Below are 21,792 nucleotides of genomic sequence, written 5' to 3' on the forward strand. Positions count from 1 at the left end.
TCACAACAACAGTTCCGTTAACAGGATCCGTATTGTCCGTTACAGTAATCTCATCTCCATCTGGATCAAAGTCATTTGAAAGTACTGTACCACTCACAGGAATATCAACCAAAGTCGTATTGGTATCCGCATTGGCAATCGGAGCCTGATTATCTGGTCCGTTCAATGGCAATACTTCAATATAAACCGTTGTAGTATCGCATGCTTCTGGAGTACCATCGTCACATATTGTATACTCGAAAGTATCTTCTCCTATATAGCCTGGGTTTGGCGTATAAGTATAATCACCATTTGGCTGAATCGTAACAGTACCATTAGAAGGATTGGTATTACTTGTTACTAATTGGTTATCACCTTCAGCATCCTCATCATTAGTTAATACATTTCCATTTACAGGAGTATCAACATATGTGTTGTTTATATCACTAATTGCATCTGTACAGTTGCTAAGAATTGTAATATCTATTTCTATAGTACAACCCGCAGCATCGGTAGCGATTATTGTATAATCACCTTCAGCCAATCCGGTAAACGTGCCATTTGCTTGAGGTGTACCACCGTCTAAAGCGTATAAATAAGGTTGCGTTCCTCCAGCAGCTTCAACCGTAACAGAACCATCAACATTACAAATATTTTCAGTTTGTTCAATAATACTTATAGAAAGCTCATTATCTGGCTGAATAACTTCAGCAGAATTAGTAGTAGTACAACCATTAGCATCTGTAATTACAACACTATAAGTTCCCGCTGTAAGATTTATAAGATCTTCGGTAGTTTCGCCATTTGGCGACCAAACAAAAGTATAAGGCTGAGTTCCACCTGTAACTGTAAGGTCAAGAGACCCTGTGCTATCTCCAAAACAATTAACGTTCGAAATTGCGATTCCTGAACTTAACACCCCAGGTTCATTAACTGTAGTAGTTGCTTGCGCTGTACATTGTGTAAAAGTATCTGTTACTGTAACTGTATAGGTTCCTCCAGAAAGACCCGTAATACTTTGCGTTGTTTCTCCACCAGGTGCCCAAGAATAAGTAAAAGGTCCTACTCCGCCAGAAATTGTAGCATTAGCAGTACCATCGCTATCCCCATTACAAGTAACAGGAGTAGCAGTTGCTGAAACCGCAAGGTCTCTACAAGTACCTGAGTTCACTGTAGTACTCGCTGTAGCCATACAACCATTTGCATCGGTCACGGTCACTGTGTATGTTCCAGCGCTTAAATTTTCAATTGTTTGTGTTGTTTCACCGTTAGGAGCCCAAACGTATGTATAAGGTGGTGTTCCTCCAGAAACATTTGCGGTTGCGGTACCATCACCTGTTGCTGGCCCACTTTCATCTGTTGAAGAAACACTAACATTTAAGGCATTAGAAGGTTCAGTAATAGTAACACTTTGCTCAACAGGCTGACAAACAGTTCCATCTATAGTAACACTTACTGTGTAAATGCCTGCTGTTAAACCACTAACTGTACTAGATGTAACTCCACTATCAACTTGTTGTGGCGTTGTATTCCACGTAAAGGTAAACGTTGCATTAGGATTTGAAACAGAGCTTGCGCTTGCTGTAGCAGTTCCAGTATCGTCCCCCGTACAAAGTACAGGTATAATTTCATCTATAGCAATAATAGCATCGCATGTATTTGAACAATCTATCACCACGCTCTGTTCAGAAACACAACCATTTTTGTCGGTTACCGTTATAGTATGCGTTCCTGCTGGTAAGTCTGTTGCTGTTGCAGTGGTCTGCCCACCTGCACTTGCACTCCAAACATAGGTATATGGAGGCGTTCCTCCAGTTACAGTAGCTGTTGCTTCTCCATCTGTACAACCTTGCGCTGTAGTAGCATTTTCTTTTGTAATCTGAATACTTAAAGGGTTAGAAGGTTCTCCAACCGTAATAGAAGCTTCTGTAACTGAACATCCGTTAGAATCTGTAACCATTACAGTATATGACCCTGCTGCAATATCAGTTAAATCTTCTGTGGTTTCACCGTTGTTCCAAGAATATGAATAAGACGGCGTTCCACCTGTAACAGTAATATCTATAGCACCCGTTAATTCTCCGTTACACAAGACATCGGTTACAGTATAATCAATTTCTAAACCACTAGAAGGCTGTAACACTTCTGCACTTGCAGTTGTTGTACAACCATTTGCATCTGTAATTAATACACTATATGTACCCGCAACTAAATTAGTAAGGTCTTCTGTGGTTTCGCCATTTGGTGACCAAGCAAAACTATAAGGTTGTGTTCCACCTGTAACTGTTAGATCAAGGGACCCAGTATTTTCTCCGAAACAATTAATATTTGTAACTGCAATTCCAGAACTAAGAACTCCCGGCTCGTTAACCGTTGTTGTAGATTGTGATGTACATTGTGTAAATGTATCTGTAACAGTTACTGTATAAGTTCCGCCAGTAAGACCACTTATAGTTTGAGTTGTTTCTCCTCCTGGTGCCCAAAAATAGGTAAAAGGTCCTACTCCACCATTAACTCCAGCTGTTGCCGTACCATCACTATCACCATTACAAGTCACTGGGGTTGAAGAAGCGATTACATCAAGACCTTGACATGTACCAGCATTTACAGTAGTAGTTGCCATATCTGTACAACCGTTTGCGTCTGTTACAGTAACTGTATAATTACCAGGGGACAACCCAGAAATAGTTTGTGTCGTTGCTCCTCCTGGGCTCCAAGAATATGTATAAGGAGGTGTTCCTCCTGTTGGATTTGCTGTAGCAGTACCATCGTTTGTTGACGGTCCACTTAAATCTGTGGAAGCTGCAGTTACATTCAATGCATTGGTAGGTTCCGAAATTGTTACACTTTGCTCTACCGGAAGACATACAGTTCCATCGATCGTAACACTTACCGTGTAAACTCCAGCTGCTAACCCAGTAATTGTACTAGAGGTAGCACCCACAGTTGTCTGAGGAGGAGTCGTATTCCATACAAATGTAAAAGCTGCACCAGGATTCGCTATTGAAGTTGCACTTACAGTAGCACCCCCTGTTAACTCTCCAGCACACAACACATTAGTTACGTTATCTACACCAATAACTGCATCACAATTATTAATACAGTCTATAACAACCCCTTGTTCAACTTCACAGCCATTAGCATCAGTAACGGTAACCGTATGTGTTCCTGAAGGTAAGTTTGTAGCGGTAGGAGTAGTTTGACTACCCGCACTTGCACTCCACAAATACTCAAAAGGAGGTGTCCCGCCTGTAGCAGCAACAGTAGCTTCTCCATTTTGACATCCTTGAGCCTGAGTTGCATTCACCTTTGTAATTTGAAGGACAATTGCTTCAGGCTCCGTTAGTGTTACTGAAATTGACTCATTGTTACCAACTGAATCTGTTATCGTAACATTATACACTCCAGCAACAAGACCATTGAAAGTTGGGCTATCTTGGGGTGTTCCTCCATTTATAGCATATTGAAACGGCGGAACCCCACCCTCTGCAGAAACAGTAATTGAACCTGTAGCGGCTCCATTACATAAAATGTCATCTTTATTTTCTACAGTAATTTCTATATCTGTAAAACAATCGGCATCAACATTAACTCCTCCAGCAATAATCCATGACTGTCCATTAACTGTTTGACCGTTCTGACCATTTCTAGTATCTACAGTTATAGTCACTTGTGTAACATTTCCTGGCACGTTTTCTAATGTCAACATTGGAATTGCTAAACAACACGTTCCTCCAGGTAAATTTGGATCTGATCCATAAAGAAATTCTTGATCTGTAACTCCACCAGCTTCCGCTTTAAGTAATAAATATCTTCCATCGTTGGTTAATTCTGAAATAGGTGTTTCAATAACAAGATCTCTAGGCCCTGAAAACGCAGGAATATCGATAGTAAAACTTTGAATATCATTTAACCCACTAATATCAGTAAACACACCTGAATTAGAAGAAGCGTCAGGAACATTTCTAAAAGCATACACTACTACAGACTGAAGATTGTTTGTCTGTGAATTATTAGAGTAAGTAACTGTCGAAGTTGAACCAACGATAAGCCCTCTATATACCCAAATATTTGTACTCGTACCAGAAGGTTGTGTTCTTACTAAAGTATGAGGAACACCAGCGTCATCAACTATCTGAATGGTAGGCCCAGGATTTCCTCCTTTATATACCGTTTCTACAACGTATTGATAAATATTCCCTGAATCTGGCAGATTTACAGTTGTTGTTGTATTACCATTTGCATTGTATCCATATTCATCAACAGTTTTGTTATCACCACACTCGAATTCCCATCCAGTAATATCTGGCGGACCATCAACAAAATCATTACCACAAGTAGACGCCAAATTAATTACACGTGTAATTAAATTATCATTATCCCCATCAACATCAGAAACAGAAACATATCCATCAGGATCGTTTTCACGAATCTCATAGGTTACATCTACCAATGCTTCCGGTATAAAGGCAGTAGCCATATAGTGACCTTGATTATCTGTTTGAACTGTTACAGAACTACCGTCAGAGCCCGTAACATCGATTTCTACATTAGCTAAAGGATTTCCGTCATCATCACTCACATTTCCACAAATAACAGGATATGTAATTAGAACAGACTCTGGGTTAGTGTAATTTGCATTATTCATATTTAACGAATAATACCTATCACTATTCCCATCAATCTTACCTACACGATAATTTAAAGAAGATTTATTCTCCCAGTAGTTACTATATGTAAACCTTGGATCGGTAGAGATATCACCACCGGGTGCGGTAAGAATATTTCGTGCCTGTCCCCGAACTGAACTCGCATTTTGCGTAATATCAATTAAAGTATTTGCAGAAAGGAAATAAGCATCCGGCAAGCTTAATTCTGCGTATTCTCGTGTACTTTGGCTATCTCCATCGATATCGAAAGGAGTTCCAAAGAAAGAAATTAAAACCTCATCACCATAGTTTCCTCCTTCTTCAACAAATGTGATGTTAAAAAGAACACTTTGATTGTTATTATTAGTACTATTTATTCTTGGCTGAAACGCTTCAGGGATACCCGTTGAAGTAACGTCCATTTCTAAAAGTGAAGCTCCTCCTGAAAATTCTACAATTTTCACCAAAGCATCTATGTCAGGAAACACATTGGAAAAGCGATAGACCGAATTAACAGCTAAATTTGACCCGGAAATACGTTGTGGATTTCTAAAATTACCATTTTCATAAAATGGAGAACAGGTACAATCACGCGGGGGCGGTGTTGTTAACACATTGATTGTAAGCTTAGCAGTCCCACAAGCAGATGGAGTTCCATCATCACATACCTCATAAACAATTAAATCCTCACCAATAAATCCTGGGTTTGGTGTATAAGTATACGATCCATTTTCGTTAAATACGATACTTCCATTCGAAGGACCTGAAACCGGAGATAAATTAAGCGTTAATTCATCATCTTCTGGATCTATATCATTAAGTAAAACATTTCCTGAAACCGATACTCCTTCAAAAGTACTGTTAATATCATCAGTAGCTCCTGTTCCATTATTTGGACACGTAACATTTTCAGACAACATTAAGTTAAAATCCCCATGTGTATAGTAGCCATTTCCGCTTGTTACATTAAACCAACCTGAACCACCAAAATCTAAACTATTGCTAGTTATATTTGCCCCATGTCCAATTTGAAAGGCTTCCCCTGTTCTCTCAATTGTAAAATTACCTTTAGTGCTAGATTTAAAGGTACCACACATTTCAGTATAATAAACCCAACCTGAAGTGTTAGCGTTAAGACACGTATGGTTCTTAGGACTTCCATTAGGAGGAGTCGTTGTTGCACCAGAAAAATAAATATCAAAAATAAAATTCTCACTACCTCTTCTGGCAGTAGCTTGATAACGAGCAGTTCCCGTAGAAGTACATTCTGTCCAAACTGAAGTTCCCGTAGTTTCTAAATGAATATTGCTTGAACCGTTGTTTAAATAAATCTGATAAACTTCATCACTACTACAGTGATCGGTATCTGACACCTCTCGTGTACAATCACATGGAACATCAATATCACAACCAGTAAGAAAAGAGGCTGTGGTATCAAAATTTTCAGAATAGAATGATTGTTCAGATGAACTAAAATTTCTCTTATCTTCTCCCGAGGTTAACCAATAACTGGAATCGGGTAATTTTGGCCCGATAAACGTGTCGGCTTCTGATAAAAGCTCAAAGTAGAACGTAACATTTTCATTATTATCTGGATAATAATAATTTGAATTGTTAAATCCAAATACGTTTATCAAAGAGAAAAACAACGTAAAAACGCTGAATAAGGTTAATGTTCTCTTGTACAGGGGGGAAAAAGTAATTTTATGCATACCCACTTATTTATGATGATTTTCAAAATTTTAAAACGCACACTTGCGCCTACTTCTCAAAGTATATCCAAATATACGTAGGAAAAAGTGTTAACGATTTACAAAAAAACAACTATTAGTTCAACTGTGAGTTTTACTCGTTGAATTACAACATTATCCCGATTTACAGATTTTTTTTTGTAGGAATTTCCGTAAGTGTTTACACGTATGACCCTGTAAACAGGAATATTATAGCCTTTTTATTTTGTGGGAATTAATTTTGCGAAATATTCAATAGAAACGTTTTTTTTACGAGTAATACAAGGCGTATATTTGCCAAAATTCTCACAAAATGTCATTAAAAAAGGAAATTCAGCGACGACGGACTTTCGGAATAATTTCGCATCCGGATGCTGGTAAAACTACATTAACCGAAAAATTACTTTTATTTGGGGGTGCGATTCAGGAAGCAGGTGCCGTTAAAAGTAATAAAATAAAAAAAGGAGCTACTAGTGATTTCATGGAAATTGAAAGACAACGAGGAATATCTGTCGCAACTTCCGTTTTGGCTTTCGAGTACGAAGGAATTAAAATAAATATTCTCGATACACCAGGACATAAGGATTTTGCCGAAGACACCTTTAGAACTTTAACTGCTGTAGATAGTGTTATTGTTGTAATTGATGTCGCTAAAGGGGTTGAAGAACAAACTGAAAAATTGGTAGAAGTTTGTCGCATGCGGAATATTCCAATGATTGTATTTATAAATAAATTAGATAGGGAAGGAAAAGACGCTTTCGAATTATTAGATGAAATTGAACAGAAATTACAATTAAGAGTAACACCATTAAGTTTTCCAATAGGCATGGGATACGACTTTAAAGGAATTTATAATGTATGGGAAAAAAATGTAAATCTATTTAGTGGAGATAGTAGAAAAAATATAGAAGAAACCATTGAAATTGAAAATCTTGAAAGTCCAGATTTAGATAAACTAATCGGCGATAAAGCGGCTGAAACCCTCCGCGAAGAATTAGAATTAGTATATGAAGTCTACCCTAGTTTTAACAATCAAGAATATTTAGAAGGTACATTACAGCCTGTCTTTTTCGGTTCAGCTTTAAATAATTTTGGAGTACGAGAATTGTTAGATTGCTTTGTTGAAATTGCTCCAAAACCACGACCCAAAAAGAGTGACACACGTCTAGTGGAGCCAAATGAAACTGAATTTTCAGGATTTGTTTTTAAAATACATGCTAACATGGATCCAAAGCATCGTGATCGGCTTGCATTTGTTAAAATTGTATCGGGAACATTTGAAAGAAATACTTCATATCTACATGTACGACAAAATAAAAAACTAAAATTTTCTAGTCCGAATGCATTCTTTGCTGAAAAAAAACAAATTGTAGATATCTCATACCCAGGAGATATCGTGGGATTACACGACACTGGTAACTTTAAGATAGGAGATACCCTAACAGAAGGTGAAGTTATGAATTATAAAGGTATCCCAAGTTTTTCGCCAGAGCATTTTAAATACATTAATAATGCTGACCCTATGAAAAGTAAACAGCTTGAGAAAGGAATCGATCAACTTATGGATGAAGGGGTTGCACAATTATTTACACTAGAATTAAATGGAAGGAAAGTAATTGGAACCGTGGGTGCATTACAATTTGAAGTAATTCAGTATAGATTAGAACATGAATATGGGGCCCAATGTCGTTATGAAAATCTTAATGTACACAAGGCTTGTTGGGTAGAAGCCAAAGATCCCAAAAGTGACGAATTTAAAGATTTCAAAAGAGTAAAAGCAAAATTTTTAGCTAAGGATAAAAGAGATCAATTAGTTTTCTTTGCTGATTCTGCTTTCACCTTACAAATGACACAATCTAAATATCCCAATATAACATTTCATGTAGTTAGTGAATTCGAAAAAACAAAAAAATAAAATGACGTTTTCGCAAAAAGAGAAAAATTTAAAAAATAAATGCATTTTAAAGGCATAATAAGATATAAAAAACAAAAGCCACACCAATGTGTAGCTTTTGTTTTTTTGTTTCTATAAAACCTTTATTTGAAGCCGTAATCTTTGTTTGAATAGTTTTTTATTATCAATACAAACATTACGATTATTATCTTCTATGCTTCTCCCGTCGGCCCGAAATTTATTGGCAGCGTTGGTTGTTTATAATCTTTTATCTCTCCATTCGCTTTTTCGAAGCGACTTACATTATCGTGAAGTGCTTTTAAAAAGCGTTTTGCATGTTGAGGAGTTAGCACAATTCTAGATTTCACTTTACTTTTAGGAACTCCTGGCATTACCGAAACAAAATCTACTACAAATTCAGATTGTGAATGATTAATTATAGCCAAGTTACTATAAATTCCTTGCGCTGTATTTTCATCTAATTCAATATTTATTTGTCCTTGTTGCTTGCCTTTATTATTCTGATCTGCCATTTTACTAGGTATTAAATGTTTCTAAAAAATTATTTATAATCACTAAAATAAAAATCCCGTGAAATTGTGTCACGGGATTTTATATAGCTATGTACTTCTGAAATTAATATCTCATTAGTTATAGTTTACTTCTTGCTTTTCGCGTGTCATTTCTTCCAACTCTTGCTTAGAACCTACAATAATAGTATCGTACGCTCTCATACCTGTTCCAGCCGGAATCTTATGACCTACAATTACATTTTCCTTCAACCCTTCAAGCGTATCTACTTTACCGCTAACAGCCGCTTCGTTTAATACCTTCGTAGTTTCCTGGAAGGAAGCCGCCGAAATAAACGATTTGGTTTGTAACGATGCTCTTGTAATACCTTGTAAGATTGGTGTTGCTGTTGCATTAACTGCATCACGCGCTTCCACCAATGTTTTATCAGCTCTTCTTAATATAGAATTCTCATCACGTAACTCTCTAGGTGTTACGATCTGACCTTCTTTTAAAGTATCACTGTCACCTGCATTTTCAACAACTTTCATTCCGAAAAGCTTATCATTTTCTTCAATAAAGTCATCTTTATGTGCCAATTGGTTTTCTAGGAAGGTAGTGTCTCCACTGTCAACGATTCGAACTTTACGCATCATTTGTCGCACTACTACTTCAAAGTGCTTATCGTTAATCTTCACACCTTGTAAACGATATACTTCTTGAACTTCATTCACTAAGTATTGTTGTACAGCAGAAGGTCCTTCAATACGTAAAATATCTTCAGGAGTAATAGATCCATCAGACAATGGCATACCTGCACGAACATAATCGTTTTCTTGAACAAGAATCTGGTTGCTTAATTTAACCAAATACTTTTTCACTTCGCCTAGCTTAGACTCAACGATAATTTCACGATTACCACGTTTAATTTTTCCGAAGGAAACAACACCATCAATCTCACTAACAACAGCTGGATTTGAAGGATTACGTGCTTCAAATAATTCAGTAACTCTCGGAAGACCCCCTGTAATATCACCTGCTTTTGCAGACTTACGTGGTATCTTCACTAAGACTTTACCGATCTTAATTTTGTCACCATCATCAACCATTAAGTGAGCTCCTACTGGAAGGTTATACGAACGAATTACTTCGTCTTTCTTACCAATAATCTGTAATGTTGGAATTTTCTTTTTATCTCTAGATTCTGAAATTACTTTTTCTTGGAAACCAGTTTGTTCATCGATTTCTACTTGATACGTAACTCCCTGCTCGATATTTTCATATTTGATCTTACCGGCAAATTCAGAAATAATTACACCATTATATGGATCCCATTGACATACCACATCTCCAGCCTTGAGTTTATCTCCATCTTTAATAAATAAAGTAGAACCGTAAGGAATGTTATTAGTACTTAACGTAATCCCTGTTTTCTCATCGATCAGTTTTAACTCAGAAGTACGTGAAATAACAATCTCTTCTTTAGCACCATCGGAGCTTTCACCTTTTACAGTTTTAAGATCTTCAATTTCAGCTCTACCGTTAAATTTAACTGTTAATTTATTTTCTTCGGAAATGTTTCCTGCAATACCACCTACGTGGAAGGTACGAAGCGTTAACTGTGTACCAGGTTCCCCAATAGATTGTGCTGCTACAACTCCTACTGCTTCACCTCGCTGTACCATTTTATTGGTCGCTAAGTTTCTTCCGTAGCATTGTGAACAAATTCCTTTTTTCGCTTCACAAGTTAGTGCTGAACGTACCTCCACACTTTCGATAGGAGAATTCGCAATTACAGTAGCAATATCTTCAAAAATATGCTCTCCTGCTTTTACAATAACTTCTTTTGTTAATGGGTTAATTACGTCATTTAACGAGGTTCGCCCAACGATTCTTGCAAATAATGTTTCAACAACCTCTTCATTCTTTTTAAGTGCAGAAACTTCGATTCCTCGTAATGTTCCACAGTCTTCAGAATTAACAATCACATCTTGAGAAACATCTACCAAACGACGTGTTAAGTAACCCGCATCGGCAGTTTTTAATGCTGTATCTGCAAGTCCTTTACGTGCACCGTGCGTAGAGATAAAGTATTCTAAAATTGAAAGTCCTTCTTTAAAGTTAGAAAGAATTGGGTTTTCAATAATTTCACCTCCACCACTGTTCGATTTTTTAGGTTTTGCCATTAATCCACGCATTCCGGTTAACTGACGGATCTGCTCTTTAGATCCACGTGCTCCAGAATCAAGCATCATATACACAGAGTTAAATCCTTGCTGATCTTCACGAATACGTTTCATAGAAAGTTCCGTAAGCTCTGCGTTGGTCGCTGTCCATATATCAATTACTTGATTATAACGCTCATTGTTGGTTATAAGTCCCATGTTATAGTTTCCTATAATACCATCAACTTGTGTATTTGCTTCGTCGATCATGGTGTATTTTTCTGAAGGGATAATAATATCTCCTAAACTAAAAGACAATCCACCTTCGAAGGCAAATTTATATCCTAACGTTTTAATTTCATCTAAGAAAGCCGCAGTAGCAGGAACACTTGTTTTCGCTAAAATACCACCAATAATATCACGTAATGATTTTTTGGTTAATACTTCATTAATATATCCTGCTGCTTCTGGTACTTGTTGATTAAAGATTACTCTACCTAAAGTAGTAGTAATAATCTGCATCTTCAGTTCTCCATTTTCGTCAAAATCTTTCGTACGAATCTTAATCTCTGCGTTAAGGTCTACTTGCTTCTCATTGTAAGCAATTACAGCCTCTTCAGCAGAATAAAATGTTAACCCTTCTCCTTTTACTTTTACTTCCTCTGTAGACTTTCTTAATTTGGTCATATAATACAGACCCAATACCATATCCTGAGAAGGTACCGCTACTGGAGAACCATTAGCAGGGTTCAAAATATTATGTGAGGCCAACATTAATAACTGGCATTCTAAAATTGCCTCCGGCCCTAAAGGAAGGTGTACCGCCATCTGGTCACCATCAAAATCCGCATTAAATGCAGTACATACCAATGGGTGTAACTGGATTGCTTTTCCTTCAATTAATTTTGGCTGAAAAGCTTGTATTCCCAGTCTGTGTAAGGTAGGAGCACGGTTAAGCATTACAGGATGTCCTTTCAAAACATTTTCAAGGATGTCCCAAACTACTGGCTCTTTTTTATCTATAATTTTCTTAGCAGACTTTACTGTTTTTACAATTCCTCTTTCGATTAGTTTTCTAATCACGAAAGGTTTGTACAGTTCGGCTGCCATGTCCTTAGGAATACCACATTCGAACAATTTCAATTCTGGTCCTACAACAATTACCGAACGTGCAGAATAATCAACACGCTTACCAAGTAAGTTTTGACGGAATCGACCTTGCTTTCCTTTTAGGGAATCTGAAAGTGATTTTAACGGACGGTTACTGTCTGTTTTTACTGCTGAAGATTTACGTGTGTTATCGAATAAAGAATCCACAGACTCCTGAAGCATCCGTTTTTCATTACGTAAAATTACTTCTGGTGCTTTAATCTCCATTAATCGCTTTAGACGATTGTTTCGAATAATAACACGACGGTATAAATCGTTTAAATCTGAGGTTGCAAAACGACCTCCATCTAAAGGCACCAATGGCCTTAGTTCTGGTGGAATTACAGGAACCACTTTCATAATCATCCAAGCCGCTTTATTCTCACGGTTCTTGTTTGAATCACGAAGTGCTTCCACAACTTGAAGACGTTTTAACGCTTCAGTTTTACGTTGTTTTGATGTTTCGTTATTTGCCTTGTGACGTAACTCGAAAGAAAGTTCGTTTAAATCGATTCTGTTTAATAAGTCGATTAAACATTCAGCACCCATTTTGGCGATGAATTTATTTGGATCACTTTCTTCTAGGTATAAATTTTCTTGTGGAAGTGTATCTAAAATTGCAAGATATTCTTCTTCCGTTAGGAAATCTAATTTTTTAACCGGCTCTCCATCTTCGTGCTTTGCAATACCCGGCTGAATTACTACGTAACGCTCGTAGTAAATAATCATGTCTAATTTCTTAGAAGGAAGACCAAGAAGGTATCCTATTTTATTAGGTAAACTACGGAAGTACCAGATATGCGCAACTGGAACCACTAAGTTAATGTGTCCAACACGGTCACGACGTACTTTCTTTTCGGTCACCTCTACACCACAACGGTCACAAACGATCCCTTTGTAGCGAATTCTTTTATATTTACCACAGGCACATTCATAGTCCTTAACAGGACCAAAAATACGCTCACAGAAAAGTCCGTCACGCTCTGGTTTGTGCGTACGGTAGTTGATCGTTTCAGGTTTTAACACCTCTCCACGGGATTCCGCTAAAATGGATTCCGGAGAAGCTAAACCAATAGAAATCTTGTCGAATTTCTGTACTGTGTTTTCTTTATTTCTTGCCATAATGCTGTAAAATAATCTTTGTTGTTTTTGAAAAGAGGTCGATCTAAACAGACCTCGTGAGGGTTATATGAAACCCGCAACCACTCCTATGAAGCAGTTGCGGAAATTTCATTATTCCTCTAATCTAATGTCTAATCCTAATCCCTTTAATTCGTGCATCAACACGTTGAAAGATTCAGGAAGACCTGGTTCTGGCATTGCTTCTCCTTTTACGATACTCTCGTAGGTTTTAGCTCTACCAATAACATCATCAGATTTTACTGTCAGTATTTCACGTAAGGTACTTGACGCTCCGTAGGCCTCTAGTGCCCAAACTTCCATCTCACCAAAACGTTGACCTCCAAACTGAGCTTTACCACCCAATGGTTGCTGTGTAATTAATGAATATGGTCCTATAGAACGTGCGTGCATCTTATCATCTACCATGTGTCCAAGTTTCAACATATAAATCACACCAACTGTTGCTGGTTGATCGAAACGTTGTCCGGTTCCACCATCATACAAATAAGTATGACCAAACCTTGGAATACCAGCCTCATCTGTAAGTTCATTGATTTGATCTAAAGTAGCTCCATCAAAAATTGGTGTCGCATATTTGCGTCCTAATTTCTGACCTGCCCAACCTAATACGGTTTCATAGATCTGACCAATGTTCATACGAGACGGTACACCTAATGGATTCAATACGATGTCTACTGGAGTTCCATCTTCTAGGAAAGGCATATCCTCTTCACGAACGATACGAGCAACAATACCTTTGTTACCGTGACGTCCCGCCATTTTATCTCCTACCTTTAATTTACGTTTCTTAGCGATATAAACTTTTGCAAGCTTTAAGATTCCTGAAGGCAATTCATCTCCTACAGAGATCGTAAATTTCTCGCGACGCAATCCTCCTTGAAGATCGTTCTCTTTAATTTTATAATTGTGCATTAGATCGGCAACCAAGGCGTTTGTCTCGTCATCGGTTGTCCAAGTACCCCCTGTTAAGTGTGTATAATCATCAACAGCATTCAGCATTTTAAGTGTGAATTTCTTTCCTTTAGGGAATACTACTTCCCCAAGATCGTTAGAAACTCCTTGTGCTGTTTTACCACCAACTATAACAAATAACTTCTCTACAAGCACTTCCTGCAAACTATCAAATTTTGCATCGTATTGTGCTTCTAAAGCTGCGATATCTTCTTTATCTTTTGCTCTTTTACGTTTATCTTTAATTGCACGAGCGAATAATTTTTTATCGATAACAACCCCTCGTAATGAAGGAGACGCTTTTAAAGAAGCATCTTTTACATCACCAGCTTTATCACCAAAAATCGCACGAAGTAATTTTTCTTCTGGAGTTGGATCACTTTCCCCTTTTGGAGTGATTTTTCCAATAAGAATATCACCTGGTTTTACTTCTGCACCAATGCGAATCATTCCATGTTCATCAAGATCTTTTGTAGCTTCTTCAGAAACGTTAGGAATATCGTTCGTCAATTCCTCGTTTCCAAGCTTTGTATCTCTAACTTCTAAAGAATATTCATCGATATGAATAGAAGTAAATATATCTTGACGTACTACGTTTTCAGAAATAACGATCGCATCCTCAAAGTTATACCCTTTCCAAGGCATAAAGGCTACTTTCATATTTCGTCCTAGTGCTAATTCACCTTTTTCAGTAGCATAACCTTGACATAATACTTGTCCTCTTTTTACTCTGTCCCCTTTTCGTACGATCGGCTTTAAGTTGATACAACTACTCTGGTTCGTTTTTCTGAATTTTACTAACTGATAGGTTTTTGCATCACCATCGAAGCTAACCATACGTTCTTCATCGGTACGGTCGTATTTAATGGTGATCTCATTCGCATCAACCTGCTCTACGGTACCATCACCTTCTGCATTGATCAATACTCTTGAATCTGAAGCTACCTGCTGTTCTAAACCAGTTCCTACAATTGGAGAATCGGCAATTAATAAAGGTACAGCCTGACGCATCATGTTCGATCCCATCAAGGCACGGTTTGCATCATCATGTTCCAAGAATGGAATTAACGAAGCAGAAATAGAAGCAATTTGGTTTGGCGCTACATCGGCATAGTTCACAGTCGTAGGATCTACCACTGGGAAATCACCTTCCATACGTGCAATTACTTTATCGCTGTCGATAGTTCCGTCTTTTGTAAGAGGAATGTTTGCTTGAGCGATTAACTTCTCTTCTTCTTCTTCAGCAGAAAGATAAATAGGTTCGTTTTTAAAATCTATTTTTCCATCTTCAACCTTACGGTATGGCGTTTCAATAAAACCAAGGTTGTTTACTTTCGCATATACTGAAAGTGAAGAAATTAATCCAATATTCGGTCCTTCAGGAGTTTCAATAGGACATAATCTTCCGTAGTGTGTATAGTGAACATCACGTACTTCAAAACCTGCTCTTTCACGAGAGAGACCTCCTGGCCCTAATGCAGATAAACGACGCTTGTGCGTAATTTCAGCAAGTGGGTTGGTTTGATCCATAAACTGCGATAACTGATTCGTTCCGAAGAAAGAATTAATTACTGAAGATAAGGTCTTCGCATTAATAAGGTCAATTGGTGTAAACACCTCATTGTCGCGAACATTCATACGCTCACGGATGGTTCTCGCCATACGAGCTAAACCAACTCCGAACTGAGAAGACAACTGCTCCCCTACCGTACGAACACGACGGTTCGAAAGGTGATCGATATCATCAATCTCTGCTTTAGAGTTAATTAATTCGATCAAGTATTTTACGATTGTAATGATATCTTCTTTGGTAAGCACTTGCTTATCCATAGCGATATCTAATCCTAATTTTTTATTCATTCGGTAACGACCAACTTCACCTAAGTTATATCTCTGATCTGAGAAAAACAACTTATTGATGATTCCACGAGCGGTTTCCTCATCTGGCGGTTCAGCGTTACGTAGCTGTCTGTAAATATGCTCTACCGCTTCCTTTTCTGAATTGGTAGGGTCTTTTTGCAACGTATTATGGATAATAGCATAATCTGCTTGTAAATTATCCTCTTTATGCAATAAGATCGCTTTTGAACCTGAATCGATAATTTCATCGATGTGTTCTTTTTCAAGAACAGTATCACGGTCTAAAATGATTTCATTCCGTTCGATTGAAACTACTTCACCAGTATCTTCATCAACGAAATCCTCATGCCATGTTTTCAAAACACGGGCAGCCAACTTACGACCTAAATGTTTTTTTAATCCAGTTTTAGACGCCTTTACTTCTTCGGCTAGATCGAAGATTTCAAGAATATCTTTATCTCTTTCAAATCCGATAGCGCGGAAAAGAGTTGTCACTGGTAATTTTTTCTTTCTATCGATATAGGCGTACATTACGCTATTAATATCGGTAGCAAATTCAATCCAAGAACCTTTAAAAGGAATTACTCGGGCAGAATATAGTTTAGTTCCATTCGCATGGAAGGATTGTCCAAAGAATACACCTGGAGATCTATGCAACTGAGATACCACTACACGTTCAGCACCGTTGATACAAAATGTACCCGATGGAGTCATGTAGGGAATAGTTCCCAAATATACATCCTGCACGATCGTTTCGAAATCTTCGTGCTCGGGATCTGTACAATATAATTTTAAACGCGCCTTTAACGGTACGCTGTGTGTAAGACCACGCTCAATACATTCCTGAATGGAATATCTTGGTGGATCCACAAAGTAATCTAAAAATTCTAAAACGAATTGGTTACGTGTATCGGTGATTGGGAAATTCTCTAAAAAGGTCTTGTAAAGTCCTTCTTGGCCTCTTTCTTCTGACTTTGTTTCCAACTGGAAAAAATCCTGAAAGGATTTAATTTGTATATCCAGAAAATCCGGGTAATCCGGTCTGTTTTGTACAGAGGAAAAATTCAATCTTTCAGTTTGCGTTGCTGACATCTATGGACGGAATTTTAATTAAAATTATTGTGAGGTGCGCAGGGATAAAAGTGTTCACCTTTATATACGCAAAATGGTTTAGGCCTTTTCGCGCGATGCGAAAGACCTAAACCTTAAGGTTTGGAACGTGGGGAGCTTACTTAAGCTCAACCTCTGCTCCAGCTTCTTCTAACTGAGCTTTAAGTGCTTCAGCTTCATCTTTAGATACTCCTTCTTTAATTGGAGAAGGTGCATTATCTACTAATGCTTTTGCATCTTTAAGACCAGCTCCTGTTAATTCTTTTACCAGTTTTACAACTGCTAATTTAGAACCACCAGCTGCCGTAAGGATCACGTCAAATTCTGACTTTTCCTCAGCGGCATCAGCACCAGCACCACCACCAGCAGCAACAGCTACAGCTGCAGCAGCAGGCTCAATACCGTACTCATCTTTTAATATAGTAGCTAATTCATTAACTTCTTTTACTGTTAAGTTAACTAATTGTTCTGCGAATTCTTTTAAATCTGCCATTTTCTATCGTTTTAAGTAATTTGAAATATATATAATTTAATTAGTGCTAAATTTTAACCTTCTCTTTCAGAAAGGGTTTTAACAAGTCCTGCAATAGTACTTCCACCAGATTTAAGTGCTGAAATAACATTTTTAGCAGGCGATTGTAACAATCCGATGATGTCTCCAACCAATTCTTCTTTCGATTTGATTTCGACTAAACTGTCTAATTGATCATCACCAATATAGATTGCTTCTTCAATAAACGCTCCTTTTAATAAAGGCTTATCAGATTTTTTTCTGAATTCCTTAATTACTTTTGCAGGCGCATTACCTGTTTCAGAAAGCATTAGTGACGTGTTTCCTTTAAGAACTCCACTTAATTCACCAAAATCTTTATCTGAACTCTCCATTGCCTTAGAAAGCAATGTATTTTTAACTACCGAAAGTTGAACTCCTGCCTTAAAACAAGCACGACGTAAATTTGTAGTCGCTCCAGCATCAAGACCTGAAATATCTGCCAAATAAATAATCGGGCTATCTCCCAACTGCGCAGTTAAATTTTCAATTACTTGTGATTTTTCTTCTCTTGTCATAATTTCTAAATTTTACTGCTCGGTAAATCTTTTCGTATCGATTTGAACACTAGGACTCATCGTACTAGACATATAGATACTCTTGATGTAAACACCTTTTGCCGCTTGTGGCTTAAGTTTTACCAGGGTAGTTAATAATTCTCTTGCGTTTCCAGCAATTTTTTCAGCATCAAAAGATGCTTTTCCAACTGCAGCATGTACAATACCATTCTTTTCAACTTTAAAGTCGATCTTTCCGGCTTTTACATCTGAAACAGCTTTAGCAACGTCCATTGTTACCGTACCCGTCTTTGGGTTAGGCATTAAACCACGTGGTCCTAAAACCCGTCCTAATGGTCCTAATTTCCCCATAACACTCGGCATGGTCACAATTACATCAACATCGGTCCAACCTCCTTTAATTTTATCGAGGTACTCGTCTAATCCAACGTAATCTGCACCGGCTTCTTTAGCTTCAGCTTCCTTATCTGGAGTCACTAATGCTAATACCTTTACATCTTTCCCTGTACCATGTGGTAGGGTTACAACACCTCTAACCATTTGATTTGCTTTACGTGGGTCTACATTAAGACGCACCGCCAAATCGATTGAAGGATCGAAGTTTACATTGGAGATTTCTTTTATTAAAGCAGAAGCTTCAGCTACCGTATAGGTTTTATCCTCTACTTTTAGTACAGCTTCTTTTTGCTTTTTAGTTAATCTTGCCATTTTATAGATTCTTTTTCTTGATTAAAAAGGTGCAGCACCTTTTACTTTCACTCCCATTGATCGTGCCGTACCAGCTACCATTTTCATAGCAGACTCTACGGTAAAAGCATTCAAATCGGGCATTTTGTCTTCTGCAATCGCTCTAACCTGATCCCAGGAAATAGTCGCTACCTTCTTGATGTGCGGCTCACCAGAACCTTTTTTGGTCTTGGCTGCTTCAAGGATTTGTACTGCTGCAGGAGGTGTTTTAATAACAAAGTCGAAAGACTTGTCTTTGTACACCGTAATCTGCACAGGCAATACTTTACCTTGCTTATCTTGGGTTCTAGCGTTAAACTGCTTACAGAACTCCATGATGTTCACACCGGCAGCACCTAAAGCGGGTCCAACTGGTGGCGACGGGTTAGCGGCACCTCCACGAACTTGCAACTTTACTACTTTACCTACTTCTTTTGCCATTTTCTAAATTTTAATTATTCGATCTTTCTAAAGTGGAAGCCTGAGAAAAACCTATTATATAGCGTGTAACAATTAAACTTTTTCAACTTGCATATAACTGAGCTCTAACGGTGTCTTTCTTCCGAAAATCTTAACCATTACTTCCAGCTTACGCTTTTCTTCATTAATTTTTTCAACAGTACCATTAAATCCATTAAATGGCCCATCGATCACTTTGACAGTTTCTCCAATTACGTAAGGAATATTCACTGCATCGTCTTTAACAGACAACTCATCTACTTTTCCTAACATTCTGTTCACTTCAGCCTGTCGTAACGGTACTGGGTCTCCTCCTTTAGTTTCCCCAAGAAAACCGATTACACCGTTGATTGATTTTATAATATGAGGCACTTCACCCGCAAGACTTGCTTGAACCATAATATAACCAGGAAAATAAACACGCTCTTTGTTCACCTTTTTTCCATTACGGATCTGAATTACTTTTTCAGTAGGAACTAAAACTTGCTCAATATAATCTTCAAGATTTAAACGCGTAATCTCAGATTCGATATACGATTTAATCTTGTTTTCCTGTCCACTTACAGAACGGACAACATACCACTTTTTTGTACTTTTTGTTTCAGTCATGTTTGTTAGGCCTTGATCCATTCAAAATATTGACTAATTACCTTACTGAACACAGAATCTACTCCCCAAACCGCTAAAGCAAGGACCACAGAAAATACCGCTACAATAACGGTAAGACGTTGCGCCTCTGCCCAAGTTGGCCAGGTTACATGATTTGTTAACTCGTTGTAAGATTCTTTTATATAATTCAGCATGATTATATGGTATTAATTTCTTCTGAAGAATTCTTATTAGTAATTCATCATTTTGCACGGGTTGAGAGACTCGAACTCACGACACCTGGTTTTGGAGACCAGTGCTCTACCAACTGAGCTAAACCCGTTTATTTGGTTTCTTGCTCATTATTTCAAAAACGTTTGAAACAAGCTAAACCCGTTATAAAAGTCAAGGCGTTCCGCAAAAACGGAACACCTTTACTTTTATTTATTGACTTTTATTAGTCTAAAATTTCAGTCACCTGACCTGCTCCTACTGTTCTACCACCTTCACGGATTGCAAAACGAAGACCAACATTCATCGCGATTGGCTGAATAAGCTCTACGTGAATTGTCAAGTTATCTCCTGGCATTACCATCTCAACTCCATCAGGAAGAGAAATTGTTCCAGTCACATCAGTTGTACGTACGTAGAACTGTGGACGGTAGTTGTTATGGAATGGTGTGTGACGTCCACCTTCTTCTTTTTTAAGAACGTAAACCTCAGCCTTAAATTTAGCGTGTGGTGTTACAGATCCTGGCTTAGTAATTACCATACCTCTAGAGATCTGAGTTTTCTCAATACCTCTTAAAAGAATACCAGCATTATCTCCTGCCTCACCTCTATCAAGGATTTGACGGAACATTTCAATACCAGTAATAGTTGAAGTAAGCTTCTGAGCTCCCATTCCGATAATCTCTACAGGATCTCCAGTATTAGCTACACCAGTCTCAATACGACCTGTTGCTACTGTACCACGACCTGTAATAGAGAATACATCCTCGATAGGCATTAAGAAAGGCTTGTCTATTTCACGAGTTGGCTCCTCGATCCAATTATCAACCGCTTCCATTAATTCTAAAACCGTGTCAACCCATTTTTGCTCACCGTTTAATGCACCAAGTGCAGAACCAGCGATTACAGGTCCATTATCACCATCATATTCGTAGAAAGAAAGAAGATCTCTAATTTCCATTTCTACTAATTCTAGTAATTCCTCATCATCAACCATATCCACTTTATTCATGAATACAACGATACGTGGAATACCAACCTGACGTCCTAATAAGATGTGCTCACGTGTTTGTGGCATAGGCCCATCTGTTGCAGCTACAACAAGAATAGCACCATCCATTTGAGCAGCACCAGTTACCATGTTCTTTACGTAATCGGCGTGACCAGGACAGTCAACGTGTGCGTAGTGACGATTTGCAGTTTGATACTCTACGTGTGAAGAGTTAATTGTAATACCTCTTTCTTTTTCTTCAGGTGCGTTATCGATCTGATCGAATGAGCGTGCTTCAGAAAATCCAGCATCAGCCATACATTTAGTAATAGCCGCTGTTAAAGTTGTTTTACCGTGATCTACGTGTCCAATAGTACCTACATTTAAGTGAGGCTTCGACCGATCGTATGTTGCTTTTGCCATGTTGTATTAATTTAATCTTAGTTTATATATTAGTGTTCAATCGTTTCTGTTAATGAGCCAATGATGAGATTTGAACTCATGACCTCTTCCTTACCAAGGAAACGCTCTACCCCTGAGCTACACCGGCGTAAAGTACTTAATCTTCTCCTTTAAAGAAAAAGAAGAG

The 21,792-nt window shown here is 37.9% G+C and carries 12 protein-coding genes and 2 tRNA genes; 1 reads left to right on the top strand and 13 read right to left on the bottom strand.

Annotated features, from left to right (window positions below; genetic code table 11):
* A partial coding sequence (locus ULVI_RS00005; protein WP_197463454.1) for an Ig-like domain-containing protein occupies nt 1-6,265 on the bottom strand: 6,265 nt, incomplete at its 3' end.
* 406 nt (nt 6,266-6,671) lie between these two features.
* On the opposite strand from ULVI_RS00005, the gene ULVI_RS00010 reads away from it, so the two are divergent.
* A complete protein-coding gene (locus tag ULVI_RS00010) occupies nt 6,672-8,273 on the top strand; it encodes a peptide chain release factor 3 (protein ID WP_068588019.1) in 1,602 nt (533 codons plus the stop codon).
* Nucleotides 8,274-8,464: 191 nt separating this feature from the next.
* Here ULVI_RS00010 and ULVI_RS00015 read toward each other — a convergent pair whose 3' ends face one another.
* The 12 genes from ULVI_RS00015 to ULVI_RS00070 all read right to left on the bottom strand — a co-directional run bounded on the left by ULVI_RS00015 (nt 8,465) and on the right by ULVI_RS00070 (nt 21,753).
* A complete protein-coding gene (locus ULVI_RS00015; RefSeq protein WP_068588022.1) occupies nt 8,465-8,785 on the bottom strand; it encodes a DUF3467 domain-containing protein in 321 nt (106 codons plus the stop codon).
* A gap of 114 nt (nt 8,786-8,899) precedes the next feature.
* The gene (gene rpoC / locus ULVI_RS00020; protein ID WP_068588025.1) at nt 8,900-13,198 is read right to left on the bottom strand and encodes a DNA-directed RNA polymerase subunit beta'; all 4,299 of its coding nucleotides are present in this window, start codon (nt 13,196-13,198) and stop codon (nt 8,900-8,902) included.
* Between the two features lie 111 nt (nt 13,199-13,309).
* A complete protein-coding gene (gene rpoB, locus ULVI_RS00025) occupies nt 13,310-17,122 on the bottom strand; it encodes a DNA-directed RNA polymerase subunit beta (protein WP_068588028.1) in 3,813 nt (1,270 codons plus the stop codon).
* 136 nt (nt 17,123-17,258) lie between these two features.
* Nucleotides 17,259-17,633, bottom strand: a complete 375-nt coding sequence (gene rplL / locus ULVI_RS00030) for a 50S ribosomal protein L7/L12 (RefSeq protein ID WP_068588031.1) — start codon at nt 17,631-17,633, stop codon at nt 17,259-17,261.
* Nucleotides 17,634-17,686: 53 nt separating this feature from the next.
* Nucleotides 17,687-18,208: a 50S ribosomal protein L10 gene (gene rplJ, locus ULVI_RS00035; RefSeq protein ID WP_068588033.1), complete on the bottom strand. Its 522-nt coding sequence runs from the start codon at nt 18,206-18,208 to the stop codon at nt 17,687-17,689.
* A gap of 12 nt (nt 18,209-18,220) precedes the next feature.
* Complete coding sequence (rplA, locus tag ULVI_RS00040; RefSeq protein WP_068588035.1) at nt 18,221-18,916, bottom strand: 50S ribosomal protein L1; 696 nt, start codon at nt 18,914-18,916, stop codon at nt 18,221-18,223.
* 21 nt (nt 18,917-18,937) lie between these two features.
* Nucleotides 18,938-19,375, bottom strand: coding sequence for a 50S ribosomal protein L11 (gene rplK, locus ULVI_RS00045; RefSeq protein WP_068588038.1), 438 nt, complete (start codon nt 19,373-19,375; stop codon nt 18,938-18,940).
* Nucleotides 19,376-19,447: 72 nt separating this feature from the next.
* Nucleotides 19,448-20,002: a transcription termination/antitermination protein NusG gene (gene nusG, locus ULVI_RS00050; RefSeq protein WP_068588044.1), complete on the bottom strand. Its 555-nt coding sequence runs from the start codon at nt 20,000-20,002 to the stop codon at nt 19,448-19,450.
* A 5-nt stretch (nt 20,003-20,007) separates the two neighbouring features.
* Complete coding sequence (gene secE / locus ULVI_RS00055) at nt 20,008-20,196, bottom strand: preprotein translocase subunit SecE (RefSeq protein ID WP_068588047.1); 189 nt, start codon at nt 20,194-20,196, stop codon at nt 20,008-20,010.
* Nucleotides 20,197-20,251: 55 nt separating this feature from the next.
* A tRNA-Trp gene (locus ULVI_RS00060) sits at nt 20,252-20,324 on the bottom strand.
* A gap of 114 nt (nt 20,325-20,438) precedes the next feature.
* On the bottom strand, nt 20,439-21,626 hold the full coding sequence (gene tuf / locus ULVI_RS00065; protein WP_068588050.1) for an elongation factor Tu: 1,188 nt from the start codon (nt 21,624-21,626) through the stop codon (nt 20,439-20,441).
* Nucleotides 21,627-21,681: 55 nt separating this feature from the next.
* Nucleotides 21,682-21,753 (bottom strand) — tRNA-Thr (locus tag ULVI_RS00070).
* Nucleotides 21,754-21,792: the final 39 nt, after the last annotated feature.

Source organism: Cochleicola gelatinilyticus (assembly GCF_001637325.1).
Taxonomy (GTDB): Bacteria; Bacteroidota; Bacteroidia; order Flavobacteriales; family Flavobacteriaceae; genus Cochleicola; species Cochleicola gelatinilyticus.